A 12,827-nucleotide genomic window follows, 5' to 3' on the forward strand; every position below is an offset into this window, starting at 1 on the left:
TCTTTCCTTCCTAGACGAACCGGCGGAAGACCGGCTTGACGGGACGACCGCCGATGAACACCCCGGCGTCCTGGGCGTCGAGGGCCTGGCGGTAGACCGCGCAGGCACCGGCCACGACCTCGACGGTGCGGTCGATGTCGGCGTCGGTGAGCGCACTGCTGACGACGAAGGACGGGCCGATGACGCCGCCCGAGATGAGCTCGCGGAGGAAGAGCGTGCGGTACACCTGGGACGGCTGCAGCTGCTCGTCGAGAGTGGCGAAGACCAGGTTGCCCGGCCGGCCGCGGACGACAACGTGGTCCTGTACGCCGGCCGCCGCGGCGACCTCGCGGACGCCTCGGGTGAGTCGCTCGCCGCGCTCGTGCAGGCGGGCCGGGATGTCTTCCTCGGCGTACACGTCCATCACCGCGACAGCTGCCGCGAGGGCGTGCGTCTCGGCGCCGTGTGTGGTCGACAGCAGGAAGACGCGCTCGTGGCTGTCGCGCAGTCCCCCGCGCTCCAGGTACTCGCGCTTGCCGGCCAGAGCCGACACCGCGAAGCCGTTGCCGAGCGCCTTGCCGAACGTCGAGAGGTCGGGCGTCACGCCGAACAGGCCCTGGGCACCGGCGGCGGACAGCCGGAAACCGGTGATCATCTCGTCGAAGATCAGCAGTGCGCCGTGCCGGTGGACCAGGTCGCGCAGACCCTCCAGGTAGCCGGCCGGCGGGTCTTGCTGCGTCGCGGCCTCCAGGATCAGGCAGGCGATCTCGCCCTCGTGCTGCCGGAACAGTTCCTCGGTGGCGGCCAGGTCGCCGTACGGGAAAGCGACGGTGAGCTCGCCGATCTCGGTGGGGATGCCGGCCGACATCGGGGTTCGGGTGATGAACCAGTCGTCGATCGAGAAGAAGGCCTGATCGCCGCAGAGCGCGACCAGCGGGCGGCCGGTGACCGCGCGCGCCAGCTTGACCGCGGCGGTGGTGGCGTCCGAGCCGTTCTTGGCGAACTTCACCATCTCGGCGGTCGGGACCGTGGCCAGGAAGCGTTCGGCGGCCTCGAGCTCGATGATGCTCGGGCGGACGAAGTTGCTGCCGCGGTCGAGCTCGCGGCGTACCGCTTCGAGCACCTTCGGATGCCGGTGGCCGAGGCTGACCGCGCGCAGGCCGGAGCCGTACTCGATGTACTCGTTGCCGTCGACGTCCCAGACGTGCGCGCCGTCGCCGCGATCGATCACCGGCGCCATGTGCTCGGGGAACTGGTCCTCGCCCTTGGCGTAGGTGTGCGCGCCACCGGGGATCAGGTCGTGCAACCGCTTGTTCGCGGCAACGGACTTCTCGAAGGAGTTGTTCATGAGAGCCTCGCAGTGGCGAGTTCGAGTGATGCGGCGGCACGGTCCCGGTCGGACATCAGCGTCACCGGCAGCGGCCACGGGATGTCCAGGTCGGGATCGTCGAAGCGGATCGCCACGTCCTCGGACGGGTCGTGGGCGCGATCGATGCGGTACGAGACGTCGGCGGGTTCGGTGAGGGCCTGGAAGCCGTGCGCGCAACCGGCGGGCACGTACACGGTCACCTGGTTGTCGCCGGTCAGGTCGAACGTCTCCCGGTTCCGGTACGTCGGCGAGCCGGGACGCAGGTCGACGACGACGTCGAACACCGCGCCGTACGAGCAGCGCACCAGCTTGGCCTCACCCCGTCCGGAGCGGGTGTGCATGCCGCGGACGACGCCCTTGCGCGAACGGGAGATGCTGTCCTGGACGAAGCCGTCCGGGTCCAGACCGGCCTTCGCGATCACGTCCCGGTCGAACGTTCGCGAGAAGAACCCGCGCTCGTCGCGGTGCGGCGCCGGACGGAACAGCAGGACGCCGGCGATGCCGGGGACCTCGACGATCTCCATGGTCAGCGCCCCCTCTCGTGCGGTTCCGGGAGCGGGACCAGGTACGTCGTACCCCAGCCGCCGTCGGCCTCCAGTTGGGCGATGATCTCGTCGGCGATGTCCCAGGTGAGGACGAGGACGATGTCCGGCCGCGCGGCCTTCAGGTCCTCGATCGGACGGATCGGCACCATGCAGCCACCTGGTACGCGCCGGCCGTGCTTGCCGGGGGCAAGATCGACGGTGAACGGCAGCAGTTCCGTCGTCACCTTGCTGAGGTCGAGGAGCACCGGCGCCTTGGAAGGAGCGCCGTACCCGAGGACTGTGCGTCCGGCCGCCTTGTGACGGGCCAACTCGTCGTGCAGTGCGCCGGCCGCGTGCCATGCGGCCTCCTGCAGGCTACCGAGCTGTACCTCGTCGGCGATGCCCGCGGCGTCCTCATCCTCCAGCACCACGTCGACCGACGCGTCCGGCTCCGCCTCGGCCGCGTGCCGGAGCATCACCATCAGGCTGCCGCCGAACATGTCGACCTGCTTCACCGACTCGACCGCCAGACCGTGTACGGCGGCGAGATTCCGCAGCGCGCGCAGCGAGACGTACGCCCAGTGCCCGTGGCGAATGGTGTCGAACTGGTTCCCGACGAACAACGGCAACAGGTGGTGGAACTCCATCACCAGCAGGCCGCCCGGCGCGAGCCGCTCCGCCCGCAGCTTCAGCATCTCGCCGTACTGCGGCTCGTGGACGATGCCGTGCACGTCGATGACCAGATCGGCCTTCTCGCCCTCACCGGCCAGCCGCGAGCCCGCGGCGCGCAAGTGCTCGAGCCAGGAACCCCCGTGGTGGCTGGCGAACTCGAAGACGACACTGTTGTGCAGCTCGGGGTACTCGGTGAGCAGCTCCTTCACCGACTTCTCGGCATGCGCGATGCTCGTCGCGGACTCCACCGCCAGCGGCTCCTCCGGCAGTTGCGCCTCGACCGGACCGAGCTGGACCAGCGTGCAGGCCCGGCACAGCCAGAGCTCGAGCGGCCAGCGCGGATCCGGCCCCGGTGTGTCCGCGGGCGGGAAGTAGTCGGCACACGGCTGCGGTCCCAGATCGACCACGGGTACGACGTTCTCCGCCGCGCACCCACGACACTTGAAGCTCACTGCATCCCCCTCGTTCACCATGTCAGCGTGGCTTTGCCTGTCGTGAACGCCTCGGCGTACGGCGCCCGGCACTCCATCCCGCGCAGCCGGGCCAACCCGGCGAACACCTCTTCGTCGAACCAGTCGTGCGGGACCTGGGACGGGTACGCCTTGCGCAGCAGCGCCACCTTGTCCCGCATCTGCTCCTCGGTGAGCTCGACGTACAGCCACGGCCGGCCGAGATCGCCGTCCCACTTGGGGATCTCGTAGTGCAGCACCAGATGGTTACGCCATACCGTCGGCGCCAGCTCGGCGATCAGCCGGTGGTCCTGGTGCGCGTCATGCTTGCTCGGGGCAAGCACCAGGTCGGGGCGCCGGCTCCCCCGAGCCGTTGCCTCCAACAACTCCTTGGTCTCATTCCAGTACGCCGGCAAGCGTCCGTCCGGCAGCTCGGCCGACGTCACGGTCACCGCGCAGTCCGGCAGGAACAGCTCCGCCGCGCGGCGAGCCTCCTCGAGGCGCACCGACGTACCGGTCGCGATCACGAACTCGGCGGTCAGCTCCGGCACCGACTCGGCCAGCTTGAGCAGCGTGCCGCCGCAGCCGATCTCGATGTCGTCCGGATGGGCGCCGAGGGCAACCAGATGGACCGGCCCGTCGATCAGGCCGAGCTGGAACGGCAGCATCAGATCGCCACCACTACCGGCCCGTCGGCCGACGCTTCCGGTGCCTTGTCGAGGATCCGGCTGTTCTGCTCGCGGGACTCGTGGCTCCACAACGCCCACGGCTTCTTGCCGGACCGGTACAGCTCCTCGAGCTGGCTGCGTTCCTTGAGCGTGTCCATCGGCGCCCAGAACCCGTGGTGCGGGATCGCCTCCAGCTTGCGCATCGCGGACAGCCGCGGGAACGCGTCGCCGACCAGGTCCTCGTCCTCGTGCAGGACGTCGAAGATCTCCTTCTTGATCACGAAGTACCCGCCGTTGATCCAGACGTTCAGGTCGGCGGCCGAGCGCAGCCCCGTGATCCGCGAATCGTTGTCGAACTCGACGACGTGGAACGACGCCTGCGGCGGCACCGCGAGCAGGCTGGCGGTGATGTCGCTGGTCATCACGTGGTCGACGATCTTGTCCATCGGCGCGTCGGTCAGCACGTCGCCGTAGTTCGCCAGGAACGCGTCGTCGTCCTCCAGGTACGGGCGGACCCGGCGCAGCCGCTCACCGATGCTGGTGTCGATCCCGGTGTCGACGAAGGTGATCTTCCACTCGCTGATGTCGGAGTCGAGCAGCTCGATGCGCTGCCCGCCTTTCGTCATGACGAAGTCGTTGGAGACCGTCTCCTCGTAGCGCAGGAAGTACTCCTTGACCGCGGAGCCCCCGAAGCCCAGGCAGAGGATGAACTCGGTGTGGCCGAAGTGCGCGTAGTACCGCATCACGTGCCACAGGACCGGCCGGTCACCGATCGTCATCATCGGTTTCGGTGCGGAGTCCACGCCGCTGCGCATCCGCAGCCCGAACCCCCCGCAGAAGATCACGACCTTCATCTGAATCCCCTTCCCCCCAACGCCTTCAGAGCACTTCGAGGCGCGGGATGGGTACGACGAACCGCGCGCCCCACTCCCGTGCGTAGCCGAGCTGGTGGACGATCTCCGCGCGCAGGTTCCACGGCAGGATCAGGATGTAGTCGGGGCGCGTCTCGGCCAGGCGCTCCGGGGCGAAGATCGGGATGTGCGTGCCGGGCAGGAACATCCCGTGCTTGTGCGGGCTGCGGTCGACCGTGTACGGCAGCAGGTCCTCGCGGATGCCGCAGTGGTTGAGCAGCGTGTTGCCCTTGCCGGGAGCGCCGTACCCGGCGACGGACTTGCCGTCGCGGCGGGCCTGGATCAGGAACTCCAGCAGGTCGGACTTGATCGTGAACACCTCGTCCGCGAAGCCCAGGTGACCCTCGACGCTGTGCAGGCCGGCGTCCTTCTCGTCCTGTAGCACCTTGCCGACGAGCTCGGTGGGCTCACCTGCCGTCTCGGTCGGCGTGCTGAAGACCCGGAGCGAGCCGCCGTGGCTCTGCAGCTCCTGAACGTCGACCACCGTCAGGCCCGCTCGGTCGAGTGCGTCGGCCGCGGTCTTGAGGCTCAGGTACGAGTAGTGCTCGTGGTAGATCGTGTCGTACTGGCGGTTCTCGATCAGCCGGAGCAGGTGCGGGAACTCCAGCGACACCAGGCCGTCGTCCTTCACCAGCGCACGCAGGCCCTTGGCGAAGTCGATGATGTCCGGGACGTGTGCGAACACGTTGTTGCCGACGACAAGGTCCGCCTTGCCGTACCGCGCCGCCGCGTCGGTGCCGGTCTCCTCGCCGAGGAAGTAGCTCTCGGTGCGGATGCCCTTCTCGTTCGCGATCTTCGCGATGTTCGCGGCCGGCTCGATACCCAGCACCGGGATGCCTTCGGCGACGGCGTGCTGCAGCAGATAGCCGTCGTTGCTCGCGGCCTCGATGATCAGGCTGTTCTCGTCGAGATTCAGCCGCTCCTGCATATCGACGACGAAGCGGCGCGCGTGCTCCACCCAGCTGGTCGAGTACGACGAGAAGTACAGGTAGTCGCTGAAGACGTCGTCCGCGGCGACGTACGCCGGGAGCTGGACCAGCAGACAGTTGTCGCAGATCCGCACGTTCAGCGGGTAGAACGTCTCACCGCTGTCGATCTGGTCGGCGCGCAGATAGCTCTCGCACGGCGGCGACATGCCCAGGTCGACGAACGTCCGGGTCAATGGTTCGCCGCAGAGACGGCAGGCGACTGAATCCGTCATCAGTTGAACTCCTTCGGCCCGGGGAACGGCTCGTCGGTCTGGCGGCGCAGCTGGTCGTCGACCAGGCCGGCACCGAGCAGTTGCTGGATGCGGCGCAGCCGGACGAACTGCGCGGAGTTGAAGTCGTCGAGCGTGAGGCCGTGGCGCCGGTAGGCGTCGTACAGCTCGTCGACGCCCTTGCGGACCGTCCACTCGAGCCGCAGGTCCGGGAACGTGTCGTTGAGCTTGCTGAAGTCGACCTTGTAGTTGCGCAGGTCCGGGCCGGCGCCGTCGGCGATCGACAGGGTCGACCCCGGTACCGCCTCGCGGACCATCTCCGCGATGTCGCGGACCTGGACCACGTCCTCGGAGCGGCCGACGTTGAACGCCTCGTCGTGGATCGTCTCCCGCGGCGACTCGAGCACCCTCAGGAACGCGCGGCTGATGTCCTCGATGTGCACCAGCGGCCGCCACGGGGTGCCGTCGCTCTCCAGGCGGACCTGGCCGGACGTCAGCGCGATCGCGGTCAGGTTGTTGACGACGATGTCGAGCCGCAGTCGCGTCGAGGCGCCGTACGCGGTCGCATTCCGCAGGTACGTCGGACTGAACGCGTCATCGGCGAGCTTGGACAGCTCCTGCTCCGCCAGCGCCTTCGTCTCGCCGTACGGCGTGACCGGGAACATCTCGGCGTCCTCGGCGACCGCCTCCGACCCCGCCGCGCCGTACAGGCTGCACGATGACGCGAACAGGAACCGCCCGACACCAGCGTCCTTCGCCGCGCGCGCGAGGTTCAGTGTCCCTTCGAGGTTGACCGAGTACGTGGCGTCGCGGTTGAGGTGCCCGAGCGGGTCGTTCGACAACGCGGCCAGACAGACCACCGCGTCGTACCCCGTCAACTCCCCCGCCGTCACGTCCCGCATGTCACGCGGCACGCGCCGCCCGATCGGCTCCGGCCCACCCAAGAGGTCGCACCCCTCGTACAGTCCGGTGTCCAGCCCGTCCACCTGATGCCCAGCAGCCCGCAGGAACGGCACCATCACCGCCCCGATATAACCCCGGTCCCCACTGACCAGAACCCTCATCCGACTTCCCCCCACCCCAGACATCCCCTGTCGCCCAATACAGATCACCGGGAACCCCACTTGATACAGCCAGTTTCCCGATAACCCTCAGTACCCAAGCCCTGCCGCACTTGTGACGGATGCGTGGGTCGATTGGGTTGAGTTGGGAGTCACGTGGCGGCCGGTCGCCTGCGCACAGGACCGGATAACCCCTGGTGTTGTGGGTTCTCCCCTCGCACACCAGCAGAGAACCCCCAACACGAGGGGATAACCACTCTTCTGTTGGAGTGTGGGTCGATGCAGCTGAGGGCGGCCAGGCCGGCGGTCAGCGGTCCTTTGACTTTGAGGGGGCGGGGGGTGCGGGGCGGTTGACGTTCGCCTCTGGGGCGGCGGTCGGCTTCGGCGCGGTGCCGGGTGGTGGGCTGCCGCTGAGCAGGCGCGCGGCGTGCAGCAGGTCCGACGGCACCGGGGTTCGGTGTGGCGTCGTCTGCACGCCCTCCCGCCGGTCCGGGCCGACTGCCGGCCGCCCTCCCCCGGTGAGCCCGTAGAGGTCGCGGTCACGTTCTCCGCGGCTCCGCCCCAATCGTTGCCCCGCGGTCGCCGCCGGGTCGTCGGAGCGGTGACCGAAGGAGATGACATGGCGGTACGGCTTGGCGTCGGGGTCCTGCACGACGCGTCCGTCCTGCACTGTCGGGAGCGGGTCGAACTCCCGGTAGATCAACCGGTGCGACGGGCCACGTCGATATCCGCCAGGCGTGAATTCGTCTACTACCGGAACCTTTAGTTCTGCGCAGTCCCGCAGGTCATGGGACTGCGGCCCGTAACCGAGTTGTTTGCCCTCGTAGGCGTCCTCACGCCCCGACTGCAGCGCCTTGATCGCGTTGATCACGCCGACGTACTCCCGACCGGCGGTGCTGTCGGGGTCGCGCTTGTACTCCGCACTCAGCCGGTTGATCTCCTGCCGGAGTTCCTCATCGAAGATGAGGTGGTAGGTCGTCATGCACGGCTATCGGGACGGTCGGCAGGCCCGGGTGGGACGTCGAGGTTCCAGCCGCCTTCGCGGGCCGCGTCTTCGTACGACACGTAGTCGTCAGGGTGGGTGTTGGCGAGTCGTTGGCGGACACCCTCGTACCGACGGCGGTCATCCTCCGCGTCTTCCTTCAGAGTTTCGTACTCGGCCCACTGGTCGAAGGAGATCACGACACCTTCTGGGCGCCCCTCGGAGCCGTAGAAGAGCGGCTCGGTCGCGCCCTCGTGCCACGACTGGACCGCGTTCCCGAGGGCGCGGCCCGCGGTGGCCGTGTCCACGACGCGGATGGTGAGGCCGTTCGGAAGGCTGAAAGGCGTTTCCATGAGTACTCCTGATCGTGGGCGTGCACACGTTCCGTGATTCAGGATAGGTTCTGGGGCTAATTTCTCGGGGGAGATTTCCACAGGGTGTATCAGGGCGGCGGGGCGGGCGCTCTCAATGGGCGCTGTGGGACGTGGGGGATGCCGCGTCATGAGCCTGTGGGGGGCGTTATGAAGGTTGCCGTGTTCGGCTTGGGGTACGTGGGGTCGGTGACGGCGGCTTGTTTGGCTGCTGCTGGGCATGAGGTCTGGGGGGTGGATGTCGACACGGCGAAGGTCGAGCCGATCGCGCAGGGTCACAGTCCGGTCGTCGAGCCGGGGCTGGACGATCTGGTCGCGGCGGGGGCCACGTCGGGGCGGTTGCACGCGACCACCGATCCGCGGGTCGCGCTCGAGCGGGCCGATGTCTCGCTGATCTGTGTCGGCACGCCGTCGACGCAGGCGGGCAGTACCGATCTCACCTACATCAAGCGCGCGGTGCGTGACATCGCGGAGGCCGCGCGGGTCGTGGTCCGGCCGGAGTCGGGTTTTCACAGCATCGTCATTCGCAGCACGGTTCCGCCGGGCACCGTCGACGAGGTGGTCGCCCAGGTGCTGGCCGACGTACCGCCGCCGGAGGGTCTGCGGTTCGGTACGGCGATGTGCCCGGAGTTCCTGCGCGAGGGATCCGGTCTCGCGGACTTCTACGAGCCGCCGTTCGTGGTGGTCGGCACCCGTGACCCGAAGGTCGGTACCGCTCTGACCGACCTGTTCGCGTTCCTCGGCAAGGACGTCCAGGTGGTCGACGTCCGTACGGCGGAAGCGCTCAAGTACGCCTGTAACGCGTTCCATGCCACCAAGGTCTCGTTCGCGAACGAGATGGGCCGGATCTTCCGGCACTTCGCCGTGGACTCGCGCGAGGTGATGAAGATCTTCGTGCAGGACACCAGCCTGAACATCTCGCCGTACTACCTGAAGCCCGGTTTCGCGTTCGGCGGCTCCTGCCTGCCGAAGGACCTGCGCAGCGTCCTGCACCTGGCGCGGATCAACGACACCGAGCTGCCGCTGCTGGCCGGCACGCTGGCCACCAACGAGCGGAGTGTCCGCGACGTCGTCGACCGCGTGATCGCCGGCCCCGGCCGCGAGATCGCGCTGCTCGGTCTGAGCTTCAAGCACGCCACCGACGACCTCCGCGAGAGCCCGAACGTGGAGCTCGCCGAACGGCTGATCGGCAAGGGCTACAACCTGCGGATCTACGACGCGATCGTGAACCCGGGCCGCCTGGTCGGGGCGAACCTCAGACACGTCACGTCCAAGCTGCCGCACCTCCAGCGGGTCCTCACCGACGACCCGAACGAGGCGCTGGCCGGCGCCGACCTGGCGATCGTCGCGGCGACCGACAAGCCCGCCGTCGAGGCGCTGCTCAGAACACCACCGGCCCGAACGATCGACCTGAGCGGCCGGCTGGGCGCCGACGTCGAGGCGTTGCCCGGATACGAAGGAGTGGGCTGGTGAGCGGTCCGCGCGTCCTGATCATCATCCAGAACCTCTGGGTGCCGTTCGACCGCCGTGTCTGGCTGGAGTGCCAGGCGCTGGTCGCGGCAGGGTACGACGTCACAGTCGTCTGCCCGAAGGGTCCCGGCGATCCGTCGTACGAGGTCATCGACGGGGTGACCGTGCACAAGTACAAGGCGTACGCGCCGGGCGGCAGCAAGGTCAGCTTCGTCTGGGAGTACGCATACTCGTTCCTGGCCACGCTCCGCCTGGTGTTCCGGGCGCGCAAGGCCGGCCGGTTCAAGGTGCTGCAGGCGTGCAACCCGCCGGACATCTTCTGGCCGATCGCGATGCTGCTGCGCCGCCTCGACGGCACCCGGTTCGTGTTCGACCACCACGACCTCTGCCCGGAACTGTTCCAGTCCCGCTTCGGCGGTACGGCGAGCCTCCCGTACAAGGGCTTGCGCTTCCTGGAGCGGATGACGCACCGTAGAGCAAACCACGTCATCTCGACGAACGACTCGTACCGCCGGATCGCGATCACGCGCAGTGGCAAGGCGAATCACGACGTCACCGTGGTCCGCACCGGGCCGGACCCGGACAAGTTGCTCCGCGGCGGAGCGGACGAGTCGCTCCGCCGCGGTCACCGCCATCTCGTCACCTACATCGGCGTGATGGGTCCGCAGGACGGTGTCGACATCGTCGTCCGCGCCGCGGATCACATCGTCAACAAGCTCGGCCGGACCGACATCGCGTTCACGCTGATGGGTGGCGGCGACTCGTTCGACGAGGTGGTCGCGTTGCGCGACGAGCTCGGTCTCACGGAGTACGTCGAGTTCACCGGCCGGGTGCCCGACGAGACGGTGCGCGCGGTGATGTCGACCGCCGACGTCGGCCTGTCCCCCGACCCGAAGAATCCGCTCAACGACGTGTCGACGATGAACAAGACCATGGAGTACATGGCGTTCGAGCTCCCCGTCGTCGCCTTCGACCTGGTCGAGACCAAGGTCTCGGCCGCGGACGCCGCGGTGTACGTCGAGCCGAACGACGTGGCGCAGTACGGCGACGCGATCGTCGAACTGCTCGACGACCAGGTACGCCGGCGCCGGATGGGGAAACTCGGCCGCGAACGCGTCGAGCAGGTGCTGGCGTGGAAACACCAGCAGAGGGCGTACCTCGAGGTGTACGACCAGCTCACCGGGCACGTCAGCCACCTCGGCACAGTGGCCGGCATCCACAACGCGACGGGGTCCTGACTGTGTGCGGCATCGCCGGTTGCTATCAGCAGCGTGACGGCTTCGCGCTCGCGGAGGCGATGAGCGACCGGATCGCCCATCGCGGCCCGGACGCCGACCAGGTGTACGCGTTCGACGAGGGTGACGTCCGCGCCTATCTGGCGCACCGCCGGTTGTCGATCATCGACCTGTCGGCGGCCGCGGACCAGCCGTTCAGCAAGCGCGGTCTGACGATCTGCTACAACGGCGAGCTCTACAACTACAAGGAGCTCCGGGCCGAGCTGTCCAAATCGGGCGTACCGTTCCGGACCAACAGCGACACCGAGGTCGTTCTGGAGGCCTGGCGCCGCTGGGGCCCGGACGCGCTCAAGCGTTTCCGGGGCATGTTCGCGTTCGCGATGCTGGACGAGGACAGCGGCAGCATCTACCTCGCCCGCGACCCGCTCGGCATCAAGCCGCTGTACTTCCTGCGCCGTGCAGGCGGCGTGATCTTCGCGTCCGAGCTGAAGGCCATCGTCACCGCAGTCGGCTCCGAGCTGCGCACCGAACCGGGCGCGCTGATCGCGTCGATGCTCTATTACTGGCTGCCCGAACAGCGCTGCGCGATCGACGGCGTCGAGAAGCTGCCGCCGGGTTCGTGGGCGGAGTTCCGGCCGGACGGCAGCAGCCGGCACGAGACGTACTGGCGGGTGACCGACGTCGCCACCGAGGCCGCGGCCGGTCCGCGCGCCGACCTGCATCAGATCATCGAGGAGTCGGTCGCCGCGCACATGGTCGCCGACGTCCCGGTCTCCACTTTCCTCAGCGGCGGTCTGGATTCCAGCCTGGTGACCGTGCTGGCCAAGCGCATGGACCCGAGTGTCGACTCGTACACGATCACCTTCCGGGCCCAGGACCAGAAGCTCGAGGCGATGCCGGACGACGCGATCTACGCGCGCAAGGTGGCGCAGCAGTTCGGCATCGACCTGCACGAGATCGAGATCGCGCCCGATGTCGTCGAGTTGCTGCCGCGGATCGTCGACATTCTGGACGAGCCGATCGGCGACCCGGCCGCGATCAACACGCTGCTGATGTGCGACACCGCACGCGACGCGGGCGTGAAGGTCCTGCTGTCCGGGATGGGCGCCGACGAGCTGTTCGGCGGGTACCGCAAGCACCTCGCGTGCGTGATGGGCGCGCAGTACCAGCGGCTTCCCGGCGTACTGCGGAACGGTCTGATCGGGCCCGCCGTACGACGGTTGCCGGTGACCGTGAACGGTCGCGGCCTGCGGTACGCGCGCTGGGCCAAGCGGTTCGAGACGTTCTCGAACCTGCCGGAGGAAGAAGCGTTCCGGCGCAGCTACACGATGTACGACGAGGACCAGTTGGCCGGCCTGTTGAGTCCGGACCTCGAGCCGTACGTCGGGAAGCTGCTCGCCGAGCACAGCGACATCTACCACGACACCACGCTCGACGATCACGTGAACAGGATGTGCCTGGCGGACTCCCGGATGTTCCTGCCGGGCCTGAACCTCGCGTACACGGACCGCTCCAGCATGGCGGCGTCGACCGAGGTACGGACGCCGTTCGTGGACCCGATCGTCGCGCAGGCAGCGTTCTCGATCCCGGGCAGCGAGAAGATCCACCGCCGGGTCAGCAAGCTCGCGCTGAAGAAGGCGGCCGAGGCGTGGTTGCCGAAGGAGATCATCTACCGCCCGAAGGCGTCGTTCAGCGCGCCGCTGCGGGCGTGGATCCGGAACGACCTGCGCGAACTGGTCGACGACACGCTGCTGCGCGGAGAGCTCGTCGGCAGCGGGTTCCTGCAGCGGGCCGCCGTACAGAAGCTGGTCGACGACGAGCGAGCCGGGCGTGAGGACTACTCGAAGCAGATCTGGCAGTTGCTGACCTTGGAGACCTGGACCCGCCACATGCGGTCGCTGGGCGTCACCATTACCTCCCTCTGACAATTTGGCAAGG

At 68.1% G+C, this 12,827-nt stretch carries 12 protein-coding genes; 3 read left to right on the forward strand and 9 right to left on the reverse strand.

The window, feature by feature from the left end:
• Nucleotides 1–10: 10 nt before the first annotated feature.
• From ACWF0M_RS19645 to ACWF0M_RS19685, 9 genes are all read right to left on the reverse strand, one after another.
• Nucleotides 11–1,327: a glutamate-1-semialdehyde 2,1-aminomutase gene (locus ACWF0M_RS19645; protein WP_452237110.1), complete on the reverse strand. Its 1,317-nt coding sequence runs from the start codon at nucleotides 1,325–1,327 to the stop codon at nucleotides 11–13.
• The gene (locus ACWF0M_RS19650; protein ID WP_452237111.1) at nucleotides 1,324–1,872 is read right to left on the reverse strand and encodes a dTDP-4-dehydrorhamnose 3,5-epimerase family protein; all 549 of its coding nucleotides are present in this window, start codon (nucleotides 1,870–1,872) and stop codon (nucleotides 1,324–1,326) included. Before ACWF0M_RS19650 ends, ACWF0M_RS19645 begins: the two co-directional genes overlap by 4 nt.
• A gap of 2 nt (nucleotides 1,873–1,874) precedes the next feature.
• Nucleotides 1,875–2,996, reverse strand: coding sequence for a class I SAM-dependent methyltransferase (locus tag ACWF0M_RS19655; protein WP_452237112.1), 1,122 nt, complete (start codon nucleotides 2,994–2,996; stop codon nucleotides 1,875–1,877).
• A 14-nt stretch (nucleotides 2,997–3,010) separates the two neighbouring features.
• Nucleotides 3,011–3,661: a PIG-L deacetylase family protein gene (locus tag ACWF0M_RS19660; protein ID WP_452237113.1), complete on the reverse strand. Its 651-nt coding sequence runs from the start codon at nucleotides 3,659–3,661 to the stop codon at nucleotides 3,011–3,013.
• The gene (locus ACWF0M_RS19665; RefSeq protein WP_452237114.1) at nucleotides 3,661–4,515 is read right to left on the reverse strand and encodes a sugar phosphate nucleotidyltransferase; all 855 of its coding nucleotides are present in this window, start codon (nucleotides 4,513–4,515) and stop codon (nucleotides 3,661–3,663) included. The genes ACWF0M_RS19660 and ACWF0M_RS19665 overlap by 1 nt, the downstream gene beginning before the upstream one ends.
• Nucleotides 4,516–4,540: 25 nt before the next feature.
• Complete coding sequence (locus ACWF0M_RS19670) at nucleotides 4,541–5,773, reverse strand: class I SAM-dependent methyltransferase (protein ID WP_452237115.1); 1,233 nt, start codon at nucleotides 5,771–5,773, stop codon at nucleotides 4,541–4,543.
• The gene (locus ACWF0M_RS19675) at nucleotides 5,773–6,834 is read right to left on the reverse strand and encodes an NAD-dependent epimerase/dehydratase family protein (protein WP_452237116.1); all 1,062 of its coding nucleotides are present in this window, start codon (nucleotides 6,832–6,834) and stop codon (nucleotides 5,773–5,775) included. The genes ACWF0M_RS19670 and ACWF0M_RS19675 overlap by 1 nt, the downstream gene beginning before the upstream one ends.
• Before the next feature lie 304 nt (nucleotides 6,835–7,138).
• Nucleotides 7,139–7,813 (reverse strand): hypothetical protein, encoded by a 675-nt coding sequence (locus ACWF0M_RS19680; RefSeq protein ID WP_452237117.1) that lies wholly within the window; start codon nucleotides 7,811–7,813, stop codon nucleotides 7,139–7,141.
• Complete coding sequence (locus ACWF0M_RS19685; RefSeq protein ID WP_452237118.1) at nucleotides 7,810–8,166, reverse strand: hypothetical protein; 357 nt, start codon at nucleotides 8,164–8,166, stop codon at nucleotides 7,810–7,812. Before ACWF0M_RS19685 ends, ACWF0M_RS19680 begins: the two co-directional genes overlap by 4 nt.
• A gap of 168 nt (nucleotides 8,167–8,334) precedes the next feature.
• On the opposite strand from ACWF0M_RS19685, the gene ACWF0M_RS19690 reads away from it, so the two are divergent.
• The 3 genes from ACWF0M_RS19690 to asnB are packed head-to-tail and all read left to right on the forward strand — an operon-like array spanning nucleotide 8,335 to nucleotide 12,814.
• Nucleotides 8,335–9,657, forward strand: a complete 1,323-nt coding sequence (locus ACWF0M_RS19690; RefSeq protein ID WP_452237119.1) for a UDP-glucose dehydrogenase family protein — start codon at nucleotides 8,335–8,337, stop codon at nucleotides 9,655–9,657.
• Nucleotides 9,654–10,892 (forward strand): glycosyltransferase family 4 protein, encoded by a 1,239-nt coding sequence (locus ACWF0M_RS19695; RefSeq protein WP_452237120.1) that lies wholly within the window; start codon nucleotides 9,654–9,656, stop codon nucleotides 10,890–10,892. The genes ACWF0M_RS19690 and ACWF0M_RS19695 overlap by 4 nt, the downstream gene beginning before the upstream one ends.
• Nucleotides 10,893–10,894: 2 nt before the next feature.
• Nucleotides 10,895–12,814, forward strand: a complete 1,920-nt coding sequence (asnB, locus tag ACWF0M_RS19700; RefSeq protein ID WP_452237121.1) for an asparagine synthase (glutamine-hydrolyzing) — start codon at nucleotides 10,895–10,897, stop codon at nucleotides 12,812–12,814.
• Nucleotides 12,815–12,827: the final 13 nt, after the last annotated feature.

The organism is Kribbella sp. NPDC055110, from assembly GCF_053607525.1.